Origin of the sequence: Nitrosospira multiformis, from assembly GCF_900111585.1 — a bacterium.
Classification (GTDB): Bacteria; Pseudomonadota; Gammaproteobacteria; order Burkholderiales; family Nitrosomonadaceae; genus Nitrosospira; species Nitrosospira multiformis_B.
On sequence record NZ_FOHI01000003.1, the window covers coordinates 59,848 to 82,388 of the forward strand.

20 protein-coding genes and 1 pseudogene are annotated in these 22,541 nt (G+C 52.0%); 8 read left to right on the forward strand and 13 right to left on the reverse strand.

Translation table 11 applies throughout. The annotated features are described in order from the left end of the window. Positions 1-7 precede the first annotated feature (7 nt). Positions 8-1,033, forward strand: coding sequence for a class I SAM-dependent methyltransferase (locus tag BMW46_RS05720; RefSeq protein WP_074705905.1), 1,026 nt, complete (start codon positions 8-10; stop codon positions 1,031-1,033). 208 nt (positions 1,034-1,241) lie between these two features. On the opposite strand, the gene BMW46_RS05725 is transcribed toward BMW46_RS05720, so the two are convergent. The 3 genes from BMW46_RS05725 to BMW46_RS05735 are packed head-to-tail and all read right to left on the reverse strand — an operon-like array spanning position 1,242 to position 3,196. Then, positions 1,242-2,693 carry a putative sulfate exporter family transporter gene (locus BMW46_RS05725; protein WP_218141760.1) on the reverse strand — a complete coding sequence of 484 codons (1,452 nt, stop codon included), beginning with the start codon at positions 2,691-2,693 and terminating at the stop codon, positions 1,242-1,244. A gap of 27 nt (positions 2,694-2,720) precedes the next feature. Then, positions 2,721-2,999 (reverse strand): DUF5395 domain-containing protein, encoded by a 279-nt coding sequence (locus tag BMW46_RS05730; RefSeq protein ID WP_074705910.1) that lies wholly within the window; start codon positions 2,997-2,999, stop codon positions 2,721-2,723. 5 nt (positions 3,000-3,004) lie between these two features. Beyond that, positions 3,005-3,196: a hypothetical protein gene (locus BMW46_RS05735; RefSeq protein WP_074705913.1), complete on the reverse strand. Its 192-nt coding sequence runs from the start codon at positions 3,194-3,196 to the stop codon at positions 3,005-3,007. Positions 3,197-3,720: 524 nt separating this feature from the next. On the opposite strand from BMW46_RS05735, the gene BMW46_RS05740 reads away from it, so the two are divergent. Then, a complete protein-coding gene (locus tag BMW46_RS05740; protein ID WP_074705915.1) occupies positions 3,721-3,930 on the forward strand; it encodes a hypothetical protein in 210 nt (69 codons plus the stop codon). Between the two features lie 22 nt (positions 3,931-3,952). On the opposite strand, the gene BMW46_RS05745 is transcribed toward BMW46_RS05740, so the two are convergent. The 6 genes from BMW46_RS05745 to BMW46_RS05770 form a co-directional block, all read right to left on the reverse strand. Next, positions 3,953-4,393 carry a YjjA family protein gene (locus BMW46_RS05745; protein WP_074705918.1) on the reverse strand — a complete coding sequence of 147 codons (441 nt, stop codon included), beginning with the start codon at positions 4,391-4,393 and terminating at the stop codon, positions 3,953-3,955. 146 nt (positions 4,394-4,539) lie between these two features. Then, the gene (locus BMW46_RS05750) at positions 4,540-7,665 is read right to left on the reverse strand and encodes an error-prone DNA polymerase (protein WP_074705920.1); all 3,126 of its coding nucleotides are present in this window, start codon (positions 7,663-7,665) and stop codon (positions 4,540-4,542) included. Between the two features lie 5 nt (positions 7,666-7,670). Continuing rightward, a complete protein-coding gene (locus tag BMW46_RS05755; protein WP_074705923.1) occupies positions 7,671-9,191 on the reverse strand; it encodes a Y-family DNA polymerase in 1,521 nt (506 codons plus the stop codon). Between the two features lie 10 nt (positions 9,192-9,201). Continuing rightward, complete coding sequence (gene imuA, locus BMW46_RS05760; protein ID WP_074705926.1) at positions 9,202-9,924, reverse strand: translesion DNA synthesis-associated protein ImuA; 723 nt, start codon at positions 9,922-9,924, stop codon at positions 9,202-9,204. Between the two features lie 21 nt (positions 9,925-9,945). After that, positions 9,946-10,578 (reverse strand): LexA family protein, encoded by a 633-nt coding sequence (locus tag BMW46_RS05765; protein ID WP_074705928.1) that lies wholly within the window; start codon positions 10,576-10,578, stop codon positions 9,946-9,948. A 252-nt stretch (positions 10,579-10,830) separates the two neighbouring features. Next, complete coding sequence (locus BMW46_RS05770) at positions 10,831-11,544, reverse strand: PEP-CTERM sorting domain-containing protein (protein ID WP_074705931.1); 714 nt, start codon at positions 11,542-11,544, stop codon at positions 10,831-10,833. 429 nt (positions 11,545-11,973) lie between these two features. Between BMW46_RS05770 and BMW46_RS05775 the strand changes: the two genes are divergently transcribed. Both BMW46_RS05775 and BMW46_RS05780 read left to right on the forward strand, forming a co-directional pair. Further along, entirely contained in the window at positions 11,974-12,378 is a 405-nt protein-coding gene (locus BMW46_RS05775) for a response regulator (protein WP_074705934.1), read from the forward strand. A 345-nt stretch (positions 12,379-12,723) separates the two neighbouring features. Then, entirely contained in the window at positions 12,724-13,131 is a 408-nt protein-coding gene (locus BMW46_RS05780) for a VanZ family protein (protein WP_218141761.1), read from the forward strand. Positions 13,132-13,158: 27 nt separating this feature from the next. On the opposite strand, the pseudogene BMW46_RS05785 reads toward BMW46_RS05780, so the two are convergent. After that, positions 13,159-13,416, reverse strand: a pseudogene (locus tag BMW46_RS05785) (serine O-acetyltransferase EpsC); the annotation flags it as partial. Positions 13,417-14,042: 626 nt separating this feature from the next. Between BMW46_RS05785 and BMW46_RS05790 the strand changes: the two are divergent. Continuing rightward, positions 14,043-14,243 (forward strand): hypothetical protein, encoded by a 201-nt coding sequence (locus BMW46_RS05790; RefSeq protein WP_074706574.1) that lies wholly within the window; start codon positions 14,043-14,045, stop codon positions 14,241-14,243. A 1,335-nt stretch (positions 14,244-15,578) separates the two neighbouring features. Here BMW46_RS05790 and nhaA read toward each other — a convergent pair. Beyond that, positions 15,579-16,793 carry a Na+/H+ antiporter NhaA gene (nhaA, locus tag BMW46_RS05795; protein ID WP_074705937.1) on the reverse strand — a complete coding sequence of 405 codons (1,215 nt, stop codon included), beginning with the start codon at positions 16,791-16,793 and terminating at the stop codon, positions 15,579-15,581. 686 nt (positions 16,794-17,479) lie between these two features. Here nhaA and BMW46_RS05800 point away from each other — a divergent pair. Next, positions 17,480-18,538 (forward strand): cyanophycinase, encoded by a 1,059-nt coding sequence (locus BMW46_RS05800; RefSeq protein WP_177171043.1) that lies wholly within the window; start codon positions 17,480-17,482, stop codon positions 18,536-18,538. Positions 18,539-18,627: 89 nt separating this feature from the next. Here BMW46_RS05800 and BMW46_RS05805 read toward each other — a convergent pair whose 3' ends face one another. After that, positions 18,628-19,137, reverse strand: coding sequence for an HPP family protein (locus BMW46_RS05805; protein WP_074705942.1), 510 nt, complete (start codon positions 19,135-19,137; stop codon positions 18,628-18,630). A 636-nt stretch (positions 19,138-19,773) separates the two neighbouring features. Here BMW46_RS05805 and BMW46_RS05810 point away from each other — a divergent pair. Beyond that, positions 19,774-20,049, forward strand: coding sequence for a hypothetical protein (locus tag BMW46_RS05810; RefSeq protein ID WP_143121414.1), 276 nt, complete (start codon positions 19,774-19,776; stop codon positions 20,047-20,049). Between the two features lie 565 nt (positions 20,050-20,614). On the opposite strand, the gene BMW46_RS15775 is transcribed toward BMW46_RS05810, so the two are convergent. Further along, positions 20,615-20,857, reverse strand: coding sequence for an MgtC/SapB family protein (locus tag BMW46_RS15775; RefSeq protein WP_074705948.1), 243 nt, complete (start codon positions 20,855-20,857; stop codon positions 20,615-20,617). A gap of 294 nt (positions 20,858-21,151) precedes the next feature. On the opposite strand from BMW46_RS15775, the gene BMW46_RS05820 reads away from it, so the two are divergent. Then, positions 21,152-22,525, forward strand: coding sequence for an FAD/NAD(P)-binding protein (locus BMW46_RS05820; RefSeq protein WP_081355694.1), 1,374 nt, complete (start codon positions 21,152-21,154; stop codon positions 22,523-22,525). Positions 22,526-22,541: the final 16 nt, after the last annotated feature.

Genomic DNA, 22,541 nt, shown 5'->3' on the forward strand with positions numbered 1-22,541 from the left:
AGCGCAAGTGATTGAAGCGGGTTTCCAGTCCTACAAGAGGCCGCATCAGTTTTCTTATGGACAGGATGTATTTGGAGAACAAGCTATGTTAGTTGAGCGTAAGATTTGCCCATCCTGTAACCGAGCGGATTTTGTTCAGTTACACGAAACACCTTATTCGGACAGGGAGTTGGCTGAGTTTCTGAGCGCCTATTATACAAAGGCTGAACCAATAGCACAGGCAAAAGCCCTCCAAGGAGGAGCATTCGTAATACTGGAATGCCGTGCCTGTGGTTTATATTTTCAGCGAGATGTTCCAGATGATGACTTTTCCGCCGAAATTTATGGAAACTGGCTTGGAGAAGATGATCCCTTGGCTCCCCACAAGCCCCCCATGCCAGTAGCCTATTATTCCCTGATGGCTGCGGAAGTCATGCAGATCATAGTATTTCTGCAGAAAAGAACCGGAACAAATCGGCGATTGCGTTTTCTGGACTTTGGTCAAGGTTGGGGATATTGGTCTCAGATGGCTCGTTCCTTTGGGGTCGATGTTTGTGGGATAGAGTTGTCGCCTAAAAAAGTTGCTTATGCAAAATCAGTTGGTCTCAATATTGTCGAGATAAGTGATCTTGAGCATTGCCAGTTTGATTTTATTAATACAGAGCAAGTAATTGAGCACGTGGCGGAACCTAGAAGGGTTGTAGAGAGGTTGAAAAAATATCTTGCGCCCGGAGGGGTTATAAAATTAAGTGTCCCGGATGGAAAAGACATGGTGCAGACCTTAAATTCCTGGAATTGGATGAACAGTCTTGCCCGCCAGGAGGCAATTATGCCCATTCATCCTCTGGAGCATCTGAACTGTTTTACCAGCGATTCCTTAACACATATGGCTGAGTTATGCGGCCTGAAACGAATTAGCGTTCCATTAATAACGTGCTATGCCTATTCGACTGATTGGAGTAGCTTGAAACTAATTGCAAAGAATATTCTAAGGCCTATTAAACGATTCAAGTTGAATAAAGGGTGCTATGCCCTCTTTTCACACAGGATTTGACCTTACTCCAATAAAGCGACCGCTCTGCTTTGTCCTGGGAAAGGTTTTAAGGTACGTCTAATTTCATCCTCAACTCTGGGTAAGCAGGATTGATTCCATCCAACTGAAACCCAGCCCTGCGGGGCCAACTGTTGGGACTCATGGAAAAAATCAGATTGAGTGGCTGGTTCAGACCCGTTTTCCCGAATCCCATTTCATCGCGACATGATTAAAGAACCGGCGGCACCATCCCCCGATGAAATATCCAGGCAACCCCATAAGCAATCGGAGCGATGATCCCGAACAGGGCAATTGCATAAAGCAGCGCCAGTTTCCCCATTCCCTTGAGCTTGCTGAAATCGGTTATGGTGCCGATGCTGAGGAAAGTCAGCATGAACATCATGGTACGCATGGAGCCCTCTACCGGCGTGGCAGCCGTATGCAGCGTCTTGGCGATTTCGGGTCCCGTGGAGGCTAGCGCAATATAGGAAAACCACACGATCAGGTAGCCCAGCACGAATTTGGGAAACCGGTGCCAGATTTCCGAAAGCCCGATTCTGGATTGCGCCGGCCTGCGCTCCACCTTGTATACCCATACCAGGGCCAGCAGAAACGCCCAGACGCCGATGAACACATCGATCCAGATCTTGGTGGTGAGCGAGGCCATCAGGATCCAGCCTTCCTTCCACACTATGCCATTAGCCTGGGCATTCGCCCGCATCAGTTCATCGAGTATCGCCCCGGCGGCTGCATCGGCACCATCGGTTTTCACCGTCAGCCCCAGGGCAGACCCGTTGACGATGGGCTGGCCGGGAGCTACGGCAGCATAAAACCCTGGCAGGATGATGAGCTCGAACATGGCAAAAATCACGACCAGTATCGAGACGACGACGGGAATGACTGGGCGGGCACGGATCGCGCCGGCGGTGGCGATCGCGGCCGAGACGCCGCAAATGGAAATGCCGGAAGAGAGTACGGCCGAAGCCTCGCGCGACAGCTTGAACCCTTTGCGGGCGAGCGCATAGACGATGGGCCAGAACAGCATGTAGGCAACAAAGGTGGCCGCGATGCCCGTCAGGACCAGTTCACGAATGAAGCTCGCCGCCTCCATGGACATGACGCCGATCTTGATGCCGAGAAACACGATAGCGGTTTTGATGAACCATTCCGGTTTCGCGGCTTCACTCAGAAACGCCGCTGTCCCCTTGAAGAAATTTCCGATAATCAGCCCGATTGCGAGGGCGAGCAGGTAAGAAAAACCGCCACCAAGAGACAACCCCCAGGATAGGTCATGCTTGGCGAACTCGTGAACAGGTACTTTGAAGTGCGCTTCCTGCCCGATGATCCAGACAACCCAGGTCAGCACAAAAAGCACGGTCCATGCGGCGAAGAATCGCTTTACATCGAGCTTCATCGCCCATGCGGCAATGCAGGTCAGCGTGGTGAATACCAGATAGGTGACCAGCAACGACATGGCGGGATGCAGCGCAACCTTGCCGCTCGGTTTCAACGCCGCCTCGATGGAAAATTTTCCCCATACCCAAGTGCTGGTTTTCGCCATCCAACCAGTGAGATCCCATCCCCAGAGGGAACTCACGCTTGCAAGAAACATGATCAGCCCCAGCCACACGGCCCACCAATCCTCGGTGCTTGCCATCCCGGAATACCATTTTCTGTTCATTTCGCTTATCCCCCTTGTTTTTCCTTGTTATTGCGCTTTTTGCATGGGTGATTTCAGATCCAACTGGATGTAGCGATTGAAGTAGTGATAGGCGTATTGCCGTATCCAGGTTGGAATGCAGGTGTAGTCAAAAGCCATGAAAACCATGACCTGATTATTCTGCTGAAAGAGCTGTCGATCAAGCAGGCATCTCGTCACATCCTGATCCAGTTCGAGCAAGGTCTTTCCGCACGCCTCAAAGCTGGGGTGGTGCGCTATCCATCTATGACCGTCGTGCGTCAACCGAACTTCGAGATCGGCTTGCATCCGTCTTATTTGGGTAGCAGGAACAAGTCGACCAGCACGCCCAGGATGACAAGCCCGGCGATGCCGATCCCTATGCTCCACAAACACAGTTGGGTTTCCCAGCTTTCCCAGGGTTCGGGTTCGCCGAGAATGGATTCGCTGGATAAAAGCGTGCCGACATTTTCAAGAGACTGCTCTTCATTCTTTATATGATCCATTGTCATTCCTCAAATAAAAATGGGTCGCCTCTGATCGATGCGAATGAGATAGCGGTAGCGGTGCTGAGCGCTGAGTTAATAGCCGCTCATTGATGTTGTCTTCGTGCGCTCCTGGGAGGTGCTTGCCATCGGACTATAGTTTTCCCGAAAATTTCTTACAAGTTGTTTGCCAATGATTTTATGTCATAAGTTGGGCGCGAGCTAGAACTGTCTTGAAGGTCAGGAGCCGGGGGCGGTAAGCCGAGTCACTTTGCCTTAACTGGTCTGAGGTTTGCTACTAACAACTGAGAAGTACTGCAGATTTTGTTGGCACAGGGGTAGGGCACAGGGGCACAGCACGGTTGGTATGGATCGACTAGCGAAATCTAGCGAAATATATATTCACAATCACTCTGGACGGAACAGATAAGTGATGCGAGTCGTATTCCGGCGCGATTGTCCTTCATGGAAATGGCATCAGAAATCCAGCACTGTACTCCACAGTTCGGGTCCCAGAGTTTGAAAACAGGAGCAGGAGCAAGAGCATGACCAAGAGAATGAGACGAGATCTCTCAGGGGGAGGGGGTCAGGTACCCGAGTTGTGCCGCAAGCAAGGAATGAGCGATACCCGTTTTGCTGTCGATCATCTGGCATTTTCCACCGTCCTTGCAGCCTACCGGGCGGCAACTTTCCCCCGGCAGGCACTCCTGAGCACACTAGAAAGTGCAGTAGCGAAAGCCTTTATGGGCGACTGAAACCATCTGCTGGGTCAGATTTTCAAAGCATGGATTTGCCCTGTTCAAGTATCGTCTCGCACACCTTTTTCACTGCGGAAGCCTTCATGCCCGCCATGCTCAAATCCACGTTCTGGCCCGCACTGCCGCTCACGATACCCTGCGCGCCGTTGATATAGTCGGGATTATTTTGAGCGGATTGATCTCCGCCGCCGGTAATCTTTCCCATCAGCTGATCCCTGACCGAAGAAGCGTTGTCGCCACTCAGATAGTTGTTTTTCATGCAGTACTCAATAATTCCCGCGGCATTGCCCGTGCTCCCGGACGTTATGGATGACAGTCCCAATGACGAGGCTGCGCCGCCGAGACCGCTTCCCGTGATGTCTTTCAACTGATCGAAACCCTGAGCTGCAAGGGCGCCCGAAAATACGGCGAACCCGATGCCGCAACTCAATAACAAAGGATGACGTCTGAAAATATTCATGGGCTTTCCTCCCGGATTATTTGAACCAAATATCCCAACTACAATGTAGCACATGATTTATAGCAAATCCTGGGGAAACATGTTTTTGCAAATATTTCTGTCCTTGATGCCTGCACAAAGTTTCACAAGTTGAGGCTTATTGAGGCCTAATGAAAATCCCTGCTTTCTACCACAAGGTTCCCCAGCAAATGGCTATGATCCACCAGCCGTTTGGCGATAAGATGTTTGACGCCGCTTTCGGATTGCCATACGCCGTACACTGTCAGAAGCTTCGAGTTCAAGGTTTCGCGGCGGTACTTCAGGATAACCTGGTTCCACAGCACGACGTTCGTTATCCCGGTTTCGTCTTCGAGCGTGACGAACATGACGCCGCTGGCGGTGCCGGGGCGTTGTCGGCAGGTCACGATGCCGGTGGTGCGGACCAACCGTCCGGTAGGATAATCCGATAACTCCATTGCCGAGCGCAGGTTCATTCTTGCCAGCTTCGGTCGCAGCAATGCCAGGGGGTGTCTGCGCAGGGTTAGTCTGGTACTGGCGTAGTCGGCGAGGATTTCCTCTCCCTCTGGCGCGGCCGGAATGACTGGCAGCGTTTCCTTCGCCGGAGCATGCCGCATCAGGTCCCGCTGTGTGATATGAGATGCAACTGTCCACAGTGTCTGGCGCCGATGTCCCGACAAGGTTTGTAAGGCATCTGCACGGGCAAGCGCATGCACTTCAGCGGTATTCAAGGAGGCGCGGTTTGCCAGGTCGTCAGGGTTTTCAAAAGATGCGATTTCTCTTGCTTCAACAATGCGGGCGGCGGCATCGAGTCCTATTCCTTTCATCCTGTTCAAGCCCAGCCGGACAATCGGTTGAAGCGCTTTATCCTCCTGTTCCTCAAGTGAGCACTCCCAATTGCTGATGGTGACGTCTACAGGCTTGGTTTGAACGCTATGGCGCCTGGCATCCTGGATCAGTTGTGAGGCACTATAGAAACCCATGGGCAGGCTGTTCAGCATGGCGCAAAGGAAAGCAGCAGGCTCATGGCATTTGAGCCAGGCGGAGACATATACCAACAATGCAAAGCTTGCGGCGTGGGATTCCGGAAACCCGTATTCGCCAAAGCCCTCGATCTGCCGGAAAATGCGCTCGGCGAATTCCCGCGAGTAGCCTCGGCTTGTCATCCCATCGAGCAGCTTCTCATGGAAGGGACCCAAGCCTCCTTTTCTCTTCCATGCGACCATGGAGCGCCTCAACTGGTCTGCTTCCCCTGAAGTGAAGCCGGCGGCGAGCATGGCCACCTGCATCACCTGTTCCTGGAAGATTGGGACGCCATAAGTTCGCGCTAAAGCGGTCTCCACTCCTTCGCCTGGATAATCGACCTTTTCCACATCCCGCCTCCGGCGCAGATAAGGATGCACCATGTCGCCCTGAATCGGGCCGGGACGGACGATCGCGACTTCTACCACCAGATCGTAAAAAGTCCGTGGCCTCAAACGCGGCAGCATGGACATCTGCGCACGGGATTCGATCTGAAAGACGCCGATCGTGTCCGCCTTGCAGATCATGTCGTACGTCTTTTCGTCTTCCGGGGGTATATCCTGCATCTGGAATGGCACACCGCGCCGGCTCGAAATCAGATCAAGCGCGCGGTGTATTGCCGATAGCATTCCGAGTGCAAGCACGTCGACTTTCATCAACCCCACCTCCGCCAGGTCGTCCTTATCCCATTGGATGATGCGCCGATCCGGCATGGCGGCATTTTCGATGGGGACAATGCGGCAGAGTTTGTCGCGCGTCAGCACAAATCCGCCCACGTGCTGGGACAAATGGCGCGGATAGCCATACAGGAGGGTAATCAGCAGAATCAGTTGGCGGATTACCGGGCTGCCGGGATCGAAGCCGTTCTCGCTCAGGCGCTTATTGATATCCGAGCTTTTATCCCACCAGGCAAGGGAGGTGGATAGGCGTCTGATACGCTCGATATCCAGCCCTAGCGCTTTACCCACATCCTGAGCGGCCGAGCGGGTACGATAGGTGATGACAGTTGCGGTAATGGCGGCCCGATCACGCCCATATCTCTGGTAGATGTACTGAATGACTTCCTCGCGACGCTGGTGCTCGAAATCGACATCGATGTCGGGAGGTTCGTTGCGTTCCCTGGAAATAAAGCGTTCGAACAGCAGATTGCTGCGCTCCGGATCGATCTCGGTAATACCCAGGCAATAGCAGACTGCGGAATTCGCTGCCGATCCGCGTCCCTGGCATAAAATCCCTTGTGACCGGGCGAAGCTTACGATATCGAATACTGTCAGGAAATAAGGTTCATACTTGAGATCAGCAATCAGCTTCAATTCATGCTCGATCTGTTTCCTCACCTTGATCGAGGCGCCTTTGGGAAAACGCCATCTCATGCCATTTTTGACCATGCGCCTTAGATAGTCGGTATAAGATTCGCCAGTTCCCGTTAATTCATCAGGATATTCATAGCGCAGCTCATCCAGGGAAAAGGTACAGCGCGCGGCAATGAAAAGGGTTTCCTGCAGGAGTTCCGATGGATAGAGTTGCGCCAACTCCAATCGGGTGCGCAGATGCTGTTCTGCATTAGGCTGCAACGCATAACCGCATTCCGCCAGCGGTTGGCCCAGCCGAATTGCGGTCATCGTGTCCTGCAAGGGTTTGTGGGCACGATCGTGCATATGCACATCGCCTGCCGCCACCAGGGACATGCCGATGGTCTCTGCCGCCTGCCGTATTCTTTCGAACAGCACCTCTTCCCCGGCATGAAGCAGCCGTTCGACAGCAGTCCAGCCGCGGCCGGGAAACAGCGACTGCACCCAGCGCATATCCTCGACCAAGGAACCGTCTGCTTGATCCCTGCGAGGAATCAGCAGGATCAGGCAATCGGGCAAGCGCGCAAGATGAGGTGCATCCGTGCAGCTTTCAAAGTCCGCGCAGGTGATGCGATAGGCTCCTTTCGCGCTACGTTGCCTTGCCAGCGTGATCAGTTCGCACAGATTGCCGTAGCCTTCCCGGTTCATGGCGAGACCCACTAGCCGCAGTCCCTCCTCCAGCACGAATTCACTGCCGATCAGAAGATGCAGTCCCGTTTTTTTGGCTTCCGCATGCGCTCTCACCACCCCTGCCACGGAGCATTCATCCGTGATAGCAAGGGCGCTGTAACCCAGGGTTACGGCACGTTCGACCAGCTCTTCCGGCATGGAAGCGCCCTTGAGGAAGCTGAAGCTGGAATAGCAATGAAGTTCAGCGTAATCCGGAGCAGAAGAGGACATGGAAGCTATCCAAACAGTCCTTGCAAATACCAGTTTCCGCCTTTGTTCCCCTTATCTTTTTCTACCGGATTGTGTTCGCGGTAAATCCATAACAATTGGCCCTGGTTGTTCTCCGCAATAAAATAATCCCGCGCGATGGCGGCATCATTCCACCAGCCGGCCTCGATTCGCTCCGGTCCTGCAAGCAGTTTCAGTGGCGACTCGTACACCGGCCGGCCACGTTGCACCTTCAGTTCCAGCGGGATTTCCCTCAGCCAGGCTGGACGGGGCGATTCCGGCGGAATGATTTGCGAGTTTGTCTCTCGCTTCGAAAAGGGATTCAAGCCGCCCGTTCCTGAAAGTTCTAACCTTTGGCTGTATTCAGGGCGATGATCGGAGACAACCTTTAAACCGGTGATGGCTTCCGGTCCCAGGCGGGAAGAAAGTTTCTCGATGAAGCGATTGAGTGAAGTAGTCTCGGATTGCATGGTGGGAAACAATTCCAGATTGCCATCTGCTCCCGCTGCTATTTCATCTGCCGTCAGTTCCAGTTCACATACTGGCGCCACTATTTTTGTACGTTCCAGGTGCTCGCGCAGCAACAGCATTAAATGCGCTGGATCGCTGCTTTGCTCGGAAAGGCGTATGTTTACGGATGTGAATTTATGGTGTTGCCGCAGGGAATATTCGTGATGCAGCACGAATGAAAAGGCGGATACCGCCGCATGACGCAAAGCCAGCCAGCCGCACATCTGCTCGACCATTCGTTGCGCAGGAACCAGCAGCAATTCGGTATTTTCAACCAGCCCCATCATTTTTATTTTTTGCTGGAAATCTTCCGGCGCCTCAAACCACTTTTGTGGATCGGGCGAGTCGCCGTAGGCGCGATCGAGTTCTACCGGCAGGTCCGGACCAAATCGACGCGCTACTCCGCTGCGAGGCAATCGTCGCAAATCGGCCAGCGTTTTACAGCCGATGCCGCGAATGACTTCAAGGTGAGGCTGAACCGATTCCAGCAAACCGACAGGCAGAGCGTCGAGCAATATCCGGAATTCCTCACCCTTTCCATTGATGACAGTGCCCTGCTGGGCGGAACGCGCTAGCAGCCATGCCGCCGTTGCGGTGGGCGCAATCCCGGCGCTGAGTTGCAAACCTTGCGCCGTCACTACCCGATTGAGTGACTGGCAGAGGTTTTTCAGGCTGCCAAACAATTTCAGGCTTCCGGAGACTTCGGCAATCAGGCCGTTGTTCTGCACCGCTATATTGGGTGTAAAGCGTAATGCGGCATACACGGCTTGCTGCAAGGCTTTTCCTTCTTCACGCGGGTCCTGTTCCATGATCACCAGATCCGGGAAAACAGCCAAAGCACTGGCGAGAGGCTGACCGGCCATTACTCCCCGCGCCTGCGCCGGTTTATTGGCTTGTTGAATACAGGTCTGGTTCCCTTTGCGGACAGTTACCCCGATTGCGGGAATGAGCGCTTCCGGAAAACGGCGTTCAATCCAGTCAAGCGATAAAGCGGGAAAGTAAAGGGCAATCCACAGCATGGATTCAGCTTCAGCAGTAGGAGTGGATGAGAGGGGATTTCAATTCAGCGGAGCGGGAAAAGACGGCAGCTTGAGGCAGGGGGATGCGAATAGGCAGGACGAACGGAGCGCCACGGCGTTTCAACAGATACAAGGAAAGCGTGTGGGAATGCCCTCGCACGGGGCTGAGCAGTATCCTCAGCGGGGCTGCGGAGGGTTCGAATCGCGCTCTCGCCGGCCTGAAGAGAAAAACGAGGCTTGCCGCAGTCCGGGAAAGAATTTGCAGCTTTCGCGTTGCTTGCTGACTTGCTTCCGGTAGCCAGCCGATAATGGTCCCAAAGGCGGCACTCCTAATGCCCTGTTCAAGCGTCCATAATCGCTCGGCAGGCTTACAAGCTCTTACCATCACGATATGGCGCCCATCGACTCCCAGATGCGCCCAAGCATGCATATAGGGAATATAAGGTGGCGCGATCAGCAGGATGTTTCTTTCGCTTCGGGTAATCTCCTCCAGAGCGTAGCTCAACAGCCTTATTTCCCCCAGCCCCTCTGTCGGTAATAGCAGTTCCGTCAGGTTGCGGGTAGGCCAGCCCCCTCCGGGCAACTCCTTATCCAGTCCCTGAAAGCCGCTGGAAATGACTGGATCATCGGAGGCGCCCAATGCATCCCCTCGCCATATCCTGTTCCTGAAGCGGGTTTCGATTTGCGAAAGCGATAAGGGCGCCGGGGACCCTGAAGGCGGAGAAGCAGGCATGGAAAGGCACGCCCCATTGATTCAGCGGTCCAAACCAAGGTGATGGAGGCGGGGTGCTGGAACCTGGGCTTTCCGGAACAGGCCTACATAAAAACCGTAGATTTCCAGTTTATGCTGAGGCCGGATAGGCGGATATTCCTTGCTTCGTGTTTCGTTGCGCGCTTCCAGGTAGTAGCCCTCCTTATCCCTGGCGAGGACCTTGAGCGTGAATTCGTTGTCCACAATCGCCAATACCACTTCGCCAAGCGAAGCCGAACTGCTGCGTTCAATGATCACCATGTCGCCTTCAAGTATTCCCAGATCGATCATGGAATCGCCTTTGACCGGAAACAGAATGGTCTGAGAAGGTTTTTTGATCAGGTAATCGTCTATACGCAACAGTTCAGGTTGGACGTCAGCAGTCTGTTGCGGCCTTCCCGCCCGAACCCCGGGTCCCACCGTCCGTTCGAAAAAGCGGGATCCGGGACGAAGACGGCTGCCGGGTGCATTTTCAAGAAAATTTTCTTCTTTTAAACGCTGAACGATCTGATGCGTCCAGGAGCGGGCTTTCACATTCCATAGCGTGGATAACTGCGTGGTGGAGGGAATGATTTTTTCCCTCGCATAGTAATCCTGAAGCCTGCCAAGGTAAGAGGAAATGTCGAGCGGTTGCATGACAGGGGTAAAACTGAGAATAGTTGTTCTTATTATAGAGAATGAATGTTCTCAGTTCAAGTTGATCTGGGTGATTCAGGAATCAATCCGATTATTTTCAAAATTGAAGCTACAGACAAAAAAACGGTCATCACAAAGCCGAGTTGGTGTTTCCAAGGGGTGGCATTCGGGAACATTGATCGCAGGTCAGTCAGTTTTTTCAAAAAATAAACCCGCTGGAAGCGGGTTTGGGGCATATAAAAAAACGGGAAGTTACTTTTTACGTTTGCGCATCCAGGCAAGAGAGGCCATCCCCAGGCCCAGCAATGCAAGTGTCGCCGGTTCCGGAACTGTTCCCGGGTCCTCCTGCGGGGGAGTGCTGGCTTCGCTGCCAACGTATTTCAAAGCCCCCGATCCTCCCGGCCCGGCACCTACCTGCTGAATATGCACCATTGCAAGCGAAGCGGGTTTATCGCCCCCGCCACTAGCGTCAACCAGAACAGCAAAATCGCTAACCAGAACAGCTGACACACCGTCTGCCGCGCTGACCGTCCATGTGCTGTATTCGCCATCGGTAAACTGGAGCGCGGAGTTGTTGTTGCTCGTGGGATAGTCCAGGTCCAGGTAAAAATCGTAACCTGCATCTTTCCCCGGGGGGTTTATTCCGAAGTCAGCGGCAGTCACCAGTTGCGTGCCGCCGAAGCTCCAAAACGAATCACTATTAAGTGCAGGTGAGCCGTCGTAGGAGAACAACAGGCCGGAAATAAACGCGTCATCCCCGATTGCACCGAGATTGCTCACGAAGTTCTCGAATTTGAAATCCACGCTGTTCCCGTTCTGGGTGAGTGTCAGTGTGGCAACCGTGACATTGCTGCCAGCGGGATTGCCGGTGAGATACGTATTGATGTCGATGACGAGTGCGGAAGCCGCTAACGGTATTGTCATCAGTGCAGCACCCGTGAGCGCCCCTGCGATAAGTTTATTCATGTTTCCCTCTTGTATTGATTGATATTTTTTGTATGTCAAACCACAGGAAGTGTGGTTGTATCAGTACAAGCATGAAGCGTGCCAGGCTTTAAAAGATTGATTAGGAGGAAAAAAAGACGAGTTGCTTTCATTCCATGTAAGTATCATCGACAGCTCGCAAGTCGCGGGAGTGACCGGGGGACAGTATGCGCAGTAACGCATGACAGGGCGGGATAGTTGTTTTATGGTGCTGGAGCATGGCAACGAAGGACAGGACAGTTTTTCACGCGCATCATATCCCGTCTCTGGCACATGCCGACCATCCTCATTCATGGCAACGTCCTGAACTCAGCAGGCTTCATTATGTGGGGAAGCGAACAGTTGTCTCTTTAACTCAACAGGTAACTTAGAAGGGGGTCCAGAGAGGACACTCACATAATCGGGGGCATAATGAATAATAAGTTGCCCCTATCAGGGGTCAGGGTGCTGCTCGTAGATGACGAGGAAGATGCACTGACTATTACCAGGCTCATGCTGGAGTTGCATGGTGCGGAAGTGGTTACCGCTCCTGCTGCTGCCGAGGGACTGGAAAAGGTGCAGACATATGCACTTGATATAATCATCAGCGATATCAGCATGCCTCAAATGGATGGCTATCAGTTTATTCGCGCCGTACGGAATCTACCCGCGCATAAGGGCAGGAATACTCCGGCACTAGCACTGAGCGCATTCAATCGTTCCAGAGATCGGGCAAGTGCGCTGGATGCCGGTTTTCTGGCATACCTTTCCAAACCGGTCTTACTACAGGAGTTGATTACCGAGATTATGACCACCATAAACTCGGCGGCTCCTTAGGAAAAAGCAATGACAGCTCTGAATTTCTCCTGAAGGATCAAGAATTTCGCATGCGCGAAATTCCCCTGATTCCTGTTCCTGCTTATCATAAGCCAAGCCAACCGCCCATTACTTGAGGCGGAGCACATCGCCTGTCACGGATTCTGCGCCAGTCACTGGCAAGCCCTAAGCGATGGAGTCATCGGGATCACAGATGGAGACACTAGTATCCGCTTTCTGGCGCTTTACAGGCGGTTTACTGCAACTGTTGATCAGAGGTCCAAATAGCTTCTTGATCAATAGACCGGATGCCTGGGCAAATAAGTAAATTAGCTCGCCTAGTGAATATCATTCAGGAATTTCATCTTGCACCTGCAGCGCTTAACATACCGTCATTTTCCTGCTGTCGCCATATTGGCGGCACTCGGCATTGTAGCCGTCCTGTTTGTCGGGGGACGGCAATCTATAGCTGTCGGTTTGATACCCTCGCCCTGGGATAAACTGGTCCATGCCAGTGTTTTTGCCTTGCTTGCTTGCATGATCGGTTTGTCGAGCAATCTGCGTGGATGGCACAAACTAGCCGTTGCATTTTTTAGCGCCCTGCTCGTTGGCGCGCTCGATGAATTGCATCAGATGTATCTCCCGGGTCGCGAGGCAGGGCTGGCCGACTTCATTGCCGACATTATTGGAAGCATTTTAGGTACGGCATTTTTGGCAATGAAAAGCTCGCGTTCGTTGCATACCCCCTCCAGATACAGGGGAGCTTCGCGCTGATGAGGAGCCGTGGTCAGGGAAATGGGGCTAGATACCGGCCCCGCCGTCGTACACCTCATAGCATGCTTGCGCCTGTGAAACGGTACTGCCGGGGGGAACGCTGCGCGTGAGTCAGACGTTGCCACCAATCGTGGCGCCACGTCCAATGGTGATACGGCCCAGTATGGTGGCGCCTGCATAAATAACAACATCGTCCTCTACTATGGGACGACGCAAATTGCCTTTTAACAGTACGCCATGCTCATCCACCGGAAAACGTTTCACCCCCAGAGTGACAGCTTTGTGATTGGGTTGGGTTAAATGCGAGCCAGCGCGCAAGTGGCTTCACAGAGGTGGGGGGGTTAGAGCGATCCAACTTGATATCAGGGGTCGCTGCCTGTACCCGCGCGATTAGATCGGGGTCATCGAAGGCATCGTAGAGCGAATCGTTGGCTTCTAAGCACATTCCGTAGCGGCTGCAGGAGGGATGCCCGATCAAGGACGCGTCGAAGTGGATCGATGTATCCGCCTCCAACTCGATCTGGCGGATCAAAGTCTCTTGGGTGATGCGCGGCTATTATCCGATTGATCCTGTTTTTACTTATCCTTCAGCCTCATCTATAACAGCGAGCGCCCTCCAACTCCTCGTTCCATAGTCGAGCCGCCTATTCCTTTGAGTCGCTCACGTCTAATAGACTCAAACATTGGATCCTCTGCTATGCTTCAGTGGGTATACGATGTTTGAAAGCAACTGGAGAACATAATGCAGGTTCAGATAAACAATGGCAGCGGCAATGAGGTGAATAGTGAACTTTCCCGGAGTGTTGAACCGACCGTGACCAGGATATTGAACCGGTTCGAAGACCAAATTACCTGTGTGAAGATTCACTTGAGCGGCTGTTAACGCCTCATCTGCACAAATGGAGGACGACATGAACGACGAGTATAAAGGGTACCGGATTACCGCCTGGCCGGAGCGTGACGACACAACCGGCCTCTGGAACGGCCGTTTCCGCATTCTTGCTGGCGATGGCAAAGTTGCATACGAGAGCTTCGCCGAGCCGGTGGATGATGAAAACAAGGCGTATGAGGCCGCAAGCGCAAAGGCCCGGAATTGGGTCGATGAGCAATAGCGAATCCCGCATGAACTCATCCAAGGTCTACATTCGCGAATTTCTTCTGGTACCGAGAAAACCAGACGGAGCAATCAAGAAATAGGCAACGAACGCGTGCCTTTCATTGGCAAAACCTTCAGGCCAGCAAGGCAAAAACCACCAGCGTGGAGCACCTTATCGCAGGTATGCGATACCAAAGCAAATTGTTGGTGAAAACTCGACCGCGGGGGGCGCCTCGACTAGGCGACGGAACGTCGGTACAAAAAGAAGCCGATGCTCTTGCTTTTTGGGTTTGAGCATCGGCTGATTGATTTGAATGAACGGTTAACTTTGAGTGTCGTAGTCAGATCAGTATTATTCTTTCCGTCCATCTTTGGACATGAAAAACCAAAGAGCAACGGCACCTATACCTACTACGAGAATCGCCATTTCCATGATAACCCCCTTTCAGAATTGAGATGCTAAAAAGAATATGATCAACTTGATGAGCAGCTAAGATAACGCTCCCATTTCGGGTACCAACACCTTGAAACACATATTACGGATGGAAAAAGCTATGTCCGTATACATTTGACGGAACTCAAAATAAAAAATTCCCAGCTTTTCTAAAATCCCCATAAAAAATTGTGGATATCAATAAGCGGGATGTTGATATTCTGGAACTGGCGCGCATTGGCTTACACACAGCGACTTGGAATTTAAGGCACTCACCATCCTGCATTCAGATCGACTGTAATGGATTCGACGTCTTCCTATCGCTATAAGTGGGATTCCGCACCGATTAATAAACGAGCGCCAATTAAAGTTTATTTTTTAACGTTCGTGTTCGCGAACGGCCAGCATTCTCAATAACATTCCAACTCTTCGTATCAATAGTCGTCGGTTGCCATTTCCGCTCCCCCAAACACGGCTGGTAACGTGAACCAGGTGGATCAGTATTTAGGCCAACCGGTTCAAATCACGGGTTTCGAATCTGCAGGCCTGGTCCAGCCTGATGGCAAGGTGATCGTTGCCAGCGATCGCAAGAGCTTGTCGAGACCTTCTCCAGCCTTTGTCCCGATGTCGATCTGAATATTAATGAAATCAAGTTAGAAAAAGCTGGTAATGGAACCTTTCGTGCCATTATTCCCATACCCGGCCTCAATAAGCAGCTGGGATGGTGGTAGTAGAATACGTACCATCTACTTATATGCCGCAATAACCAGTGCATGCGAGAGCTGGTTACAAAGAAAGGCAAAATCGGTTTCTACGTCGATAGACGGCGTACTTATCTGCCGGAGCTTATCGACCTATAGCCGGTTGCTCAGTGATCCCTTGGAGAGGCTGCACGAAATAGCGCTGCTATGCGCAGAGTCAGATACTCCCCACGTTTTCATCGCGCTTTGTGTGCCTTGTGTCGGTTGTCCACGCAATGAGCAGGGCAGTGCCTATGAGTCCCGAGAATAAAGATCCCGAGAGTACTCCAATTTTAACGCCGGCCTGCAGCTCTGGGGTAGTGGGAAACGCGAGCAACCCGATAAACAGGCTCATTGTGAAGCCGATGCCGCACAACATTGCGACGCCGTAGAGCTGGGGCCATGTGGAACTGGCAGGCAACTTGGCAAGATTTGCCCGTATTGCGACCCAGGCGAATAAAAAGACCCCAAGTTGTTTGCCAATGAAGAGCCCGAGCGCAATGCCCAGAGGGACGGGCGTGAGCAGCACGGAAGCGTTCATGCCGGCAAACGACACGCCCGCGTTCGCAAAGCCGAAAATCGGTATGATCAGAAATGTCACCCATGGATGCAACGAATGCTCCAGACGCAGCAACGGAGACTCGGCCTCTGATGGCCGGCCTTGGAGTGTTCCAATCGGAATCATCATGGCCAGCGCCACGCCAGCGAGGGTCGCGTGTACGCCAGACTTAAGAACAAAAAACCAGAGCACGAGGCCAAGCCCCAGGTAGATACTAAGGTGCCTGACACCGCTGCGGCCGAGCACAGTTAAAATCACCAGTACGGCCAGCGCTGCAAGCAGGTGGGGCCAGGACAGCTGGCTGGTGTAGAAGATGGCGATGATCACCACTGCCGCGAGGTCGTCGAGGATCGCAAGCGCGGTCAGAAAGACCTTCAGCGAGACGGGAACACGGGAACCAAGCAGCGCCAGGACCCCGAGCGCAAAAGCGATATCGGTGGCCGAGGGGATCGCCCATCCCCGCAAAGTCTCGGGAGTCGACCAGTTGAAAGCAATATAGATCAAGGCCGGTACGAGCATGCCGCCCAGGGCCGCAACCCCAGGCAGCGCTCGGTCAGGCCAGGTCTTGAGCTGACCATCCAGAAATTCACGCTTGATTTCGAGACCGACAAGCAAGAAAAATAGCGACATCAACGCGTCGTTGATCCAGTGCAGCACTGATAGGCCCAACACGTGCGACCCCAATACCCCGAAGTACGCCGGGGCGGCTGAGGAGTTCGCGAGCACAAGCGCGAGCAGCGCAACCCCCATCAGCACGAGACCGCCGGCAGCCTGACTGGAAATAAATTCCCTAAAAATACTCTTCACGCGGCGGGGCGGAGTTGATTGCTGCATGGAAGGTCACCTGTTAAGTCAGAGGCCAGAGTTGTTGCGTTTATGGTTGCAGGGATTTCGTGGCTGGTTTGCACCCAATAATGCAACTCATCACATTTGCTGGGCAATGATCGAATCCGTGATTTTGCATGCGCAAAACGGTTCTAAGTCTCACCGTACGCCGTCAGCTCCAATTGCTGCCTCTTCTTCAAGTCATCTCACCTTTCAACCATTTCCCTTTTTAATACCACTACATTGAAACGCCATTAATTGAATCCGGTTCGATTAACCATAAAGTAGACCAATCGATTTGGCTGAGAATGGAGACCAGAGGAATCGGCTCCCGGCAGCCATGTGCCAAGCACCAGCCGCACCGCAAAACGCACTTCTCGTACTTTTTCTCGTGTGACTCGCTTTTTAACACCTTTTACTTGTATATGTTCCATTTTTGTCAATTTTCCCCATTTTTTAACAATTTTTCTTATATTTCTTCCTATTTTTTATACTTTTTCAACTTTTATTTCACAATTTCTAAACTTATACTTCACCTTAACTTCACAATTTAGACATGAGAACAGGACTGGAGGGGAATTCACTCCATCGTGAAACTGAATTTCACATGACAAAGGGGGAGACAGAAAATGGAATTGCTTGTGTGGTTTTTCCTCGCTCAGCAGCAAACAAATTCCAGAATTATATGCAGATTGATGGCAACACCAATCATGGTTGCTGTATTTTCCACAGGGATAGGCTTGGTAGAGGCAGCCAATAAATCGCGATTAGGGATCTCTCAAAATGGTGAGCCGGTCGATTACCTGCCCTGCGGCACAATTCCGTTAAGCACCCGAACTGCTGTATTAATGGGTGGAGGAGACGACGTCAAGGAGGCCTTTAGCTGGATGATTGCCAAGATGACTCAGTGTGGCGATGGCAGTACAGGGAGGCCGGGAAATTTTGTCGTGATTGATAATGGCAGCGACCCGCCTGACGATACTTACCTCAGCATAGTCGGGCCTGTCGCCTCGGTAATAACTCTGGTTGTTCCTACCATCGAAACGGCTAACGACCCGGCCCTCGAGCCTTACATTCGAAATGCCGGCGCAATCTGGCTAACGGGGGGCGATCAAGGCCGATACTACAATTTCTGGAAGGGTTCGTTACTGGAACAGTTGATATCGGAGCAGGTTCGGAATTTCAAGATTCCCATCGGCGGAACAAGCGCGGGAACCATGGTCCTTAGCGAGTTCGCCTATGTCGCTGACCCGTGCGCGATCACTTCGTCAAAAGCCTTGATCGATCCCTACTCACAATGCATTGCGTTGAGGCGTGATTTTTGGAGCGACAGGACACCTTTACCCCCCTTGCTATCGACTGTCACTGATTCCCATTTCAATGCGCGCGATCGCATGGGCCGGCTGATCACGTTCCTGGGGCACGCGATAAATAGCCAATGGACCACTGCTGCCATTGCCCAGGCTATCGGAATAGATGAGGAAACAGCATTATTGATGGAAAATAATGGCAACACAGACCCATCTTCTCCAGGCACCAATTACAGTTACAAGGTTATTACAAATACAGGAGTCAGCGGGTCAGCCTATATTCTGAGCCCTGATTTGCAAAGCCAACTGAACCTTGAGCCTGACCAGCCTCTTAGCTTTACCAATGTAAAAGTGAGAAAGATACAAACCACGGGAAATGAGAGTGATTACATCATCGACGTCAAAGAGGGCAGTTTAATATCCAACACCGGCAGCATTTACTGACCGACATGCACTAAGCTAGCTTGGGTCTGTTCGATTTATGAACGTCACTCCCACGTCTCCCTCCCACTACCAGTGAATGCATCCGCAGGCTATTCGTTCCACCCTCCCCAAAACAAGGAGGGAGGGGATTGATCGAGCCAGGAAACAGGATAGTGCGAGAGTCCGGGGTAAAGACGACTCCAACAGCTGCCACGATAGCCAAGCGGAACACTCCAATGAAAACCGGCTCCCAAAGCGCAGTCAGACTGGGAGTGAGCGTGAATCATGATCATCGGATTGGCCCCGGCTGGAGGATGTACTGTCCTGGTGAGGAGCATATACCACAAGGCCAATACCTGAGCGAGCGCATAGACCCATAGCGAATCGCCGAAGAGCTGATAGCAGGCAATGCCAATGAGAGCGCCTCCAGGGTGACCGCCAAAGAGCGCCCGTGGCTGTGCCGCCGGCGCGCGGGTAAGGCCAAATAAAAATACGGCAGAGCCGCCTGGCGAAGCAAGAACGGCGAGGCAGGCGGCGAAGCAAGGGACAAAGGCTACTGCGCCACCCACTGCAGCGCCAAGTCCGCACCACAATAGACGAGCTATAGCTGAACGTTGCACTGTATCCGCGTTGCTTCCAGGAAACCTTTATCAGGGTTAGCGCATTTGGATTTATCTATCCTATAAAGTTAAGGTATGTCAGCGAGATGGTCCTGAACTTTAGCGACATAATGCTCATAGGCAGCGGGAGAGCGTTCTGCAAAAGCAGGATAAATTCGTAATGACTCTTCCTAGACCTCACGAGCCTCGTCCAGGCGATTCTGAGAAATTCCTATCTGGAATGCTGCTGTCCCCCGCTCGGTTTGATCCAAAACCGGGGACTTTATTTTTCTGTACTTTCTGAATGGGAAAAGGCATAGCCTAATCCCATCCCCTTCCCCGTAAAATGACTTTTTGTTTCATATAGATAGAAGAAATAAATATTTTCTTGGCAATACCGGCAATGCTAGGCTTCCTACTGGAAAGACAAGGCGCCAAGGTACTTATCCAATGAATATTCTTCCTCTTGATGAGCTATCGCTATGATCGGGTTGATTAGTCTTGATGATTACTTTTCATTTATGCAAAAGAGATATCTGGGGTTGAAAGTTTCCATTTTTTATACCCGATGTTATTGAGGAGGAGTCTCATAATTGTCAAAAAAGAGGATTAATGTCTCATGCTGCAAACATCTCTAACAGGTGGGGGATTAAGAAAATGGAAATACTTTACGATGCGGGTGAGTATCCAAGTCCGGTTTTGAGAATGATCGGGGAAACAGGAGACATCGGGATAGCCATTGCCAATTGGTGGAAACTGGGGTGGCCGGAGAGAGTCGCGAAGCTGCTGGCTCAGAGAATTTATGAGGCTGAATTTCGGCATCAGTTCTCGCAAGTACAGAATATCCTGGCGAGAACGGAGGACATGGCTCACTTTTCTCCCGTTCAGGTGGTGGTGATGTCCGGTTTCAGATTAGAGCCGCCGAAACTGTAGGGAATATCTCTGATGATTGCCTTCTTTTGACCCGAGGGACCGGAATGAGCTTTGCCATTCAACACAAATCTCGATTGCGATATATCGATTCAGTATGATCCTGGTTGGGGTGTCACTGCTTAAGTGACGGAGAGAGGAGGCAATAGGAAACAACAATAAAAACAATAATAATAGAGAGTGAAGTAGGGTCGGGAAGAAATTTATTCCTATAGTTTGTTATCCCAATATTCACTGATTCTGATTTGCGGCCGATTGGGCTTGTGGGGCCCTCTGGAAGTCCTGTTGGCCGCAACAGCCTTTTGGCAACTTCCGTAGCGATGAAGTTGAGATGAGAATAGGCAGGCTCGTGAAACAAGATAGTAAAAAGCGATCCGGTACTTACCTATAGCGCGTACGCTCCATATCGAAAAAGACATGGCGTGCTGCTCAATTTGATTTGTGTCGATACTTTTCGCAAGGAGCGTAAACGGACACTGATAGGGTGTATGGCGCTACGTACCGTGGTGGAGACACGAAATTCACGTACGAATTCGATATTTTGCAAGTCTGGCAACCCTGCCGGCATTTATCGTCCTGACATCCATGCAGTACTCGAACAAGTCGCCTCGGTAATACGGTACCTCATGATTGCAGTCCCAAACCCATGGTCGATCGCTAGGGCACAGACCTGATCTTCCGGCATCACCTTTGCTATATTTGGCGGCAGCCCCTTCCACTGATAGAGCGTGACCAGTATCAGCAGACTGGATGCAAGGCAAACCAGTGCATGCGTTCTGAAACCGGCGGATGCTCCAAGTGAGCTGACCATTTGTGCCAGACGCCACCGTGTTATCCCGCCATCATTCCGGAAAAAGTGAATGCTTTGTCAGAGCGGATGAGGGGAGTCGCGTCGGGGAACTATTTATCGCAGGTTTCGAAGGGTAGGGCCCTGGCGCTGATTACTGAAACGGGTGTTATCCTACAAATTGCAATAAAGGAACGTGATTTATACTGGCTCATAAAACCCTTCTTCTCCGAATCATCATGCCGAAGCTGTCATTTTCATCAGAATCTCCCGCGAAAAGCACATGACTGATCCTTATCGCCGGATAGCGGGTCGTGCATGATGCCGGTCAAGGTCATTGCGATCATTGGTGCAGGTTATTGCGGAACACTGACTGCAGTCCATATTCTTCGCCAGAATCCAGTAAACCGGGTCCGCGTCGTTCTTGTGGAGCAGCACTCCCGTCCAGGCCGAGGGCTTGCCTATCGTACTTGGGACGATAATTTCCTGCTCAATGTGCCCGCAGGCAATATGAGCGCCCTGGCTGATGATCCTGAGCATTTCGTGCGCTTTTGCCAGAACATTGATCCTGCATTCAACGCGGCCAGTTTCATCTCACGGCGTCTTTATGGAGATTATCTGGAACTTACCTTGCGGGAGGAAATTACACGCCACCGTGAAACCGTGATTGAAACGATCCATGACGAAGCCATCGCTATTCATCATTCTGGCAATGATGCTTATCAGATTGATCTTAGGAATGGAGCAAGTATTTGCGCCCACCAGATTGTTCTGGCATTAGGACATTTTCCTCCGCTGCCCCCCGCGCCCGTAACCGAGTTTTACAAGACTCCAGCCTATATCAATAACCCTTGGGATTCATCCGCATTGGAGCGTATCCTCGGCAATGCGCCTGTGGCGCTCCTCGGTATGGGACTCACCGCTCTTGATGTCCTGTTTCGTCTCACCAGCAGCAGCGATACAAGAAAAATATACCTCATCTCTCGCCGCGGGCTTTGCCCACAGCCTCACCGCTTTCATCCAAAAGCTCCCGTAGTGGTGGGCTTTCCCCATTATTTGAAGAATCTCCCGCCGACTGCGAAGGCATATTGTCGCGCCCTGCGCCTGGAAATCGAGAGAAATGCAGTTCGAGGAGGCGACTGGCGCGATATCATAAATGCATTGCGCCCCCATTCGCCTGAAATATGGCGTAGATTCTCTGTGAAAGAGCGTTGGAAATTTCTTTCCCACCTTGTTGCATACTGGGATATTCACCGTCATCGGCTTGCACCCTCTGCACACTTGCGCTTGAGCGACATGCTCAAATCAGGGCAGGCGGAAATGATTGCTGGATATGTACGGAATTATAAGACGCATGCCGGACAGGTATCGGTTGAGATCAGCGAACGTCATACTGGGCGGATAAGATGCGTAGACGTGCGGCATGTGGTCAACTGCACAGGTCCCAACTTCAACTTGGCTTGCATCACCTCACCGCTGATCGTTCAGTTGCGAAGCGAAGGGTACCTGCGACAGGACGCAAACAGGCTCGGGATCGAGGTTAACGAGCACTATCAATTGATCGACTGCAGGGGGGACGCGGCAAAGAATCTGTTCTATGTGGGTCCCATGCTGAAGGCTAGGTTCTGGGAAGCAATCGCTGTTCCCGAGTTGAGAATACACATTCAAGCCCTCGCGAAAATTCTCAAATAGCTGAAGCATCCAGGGT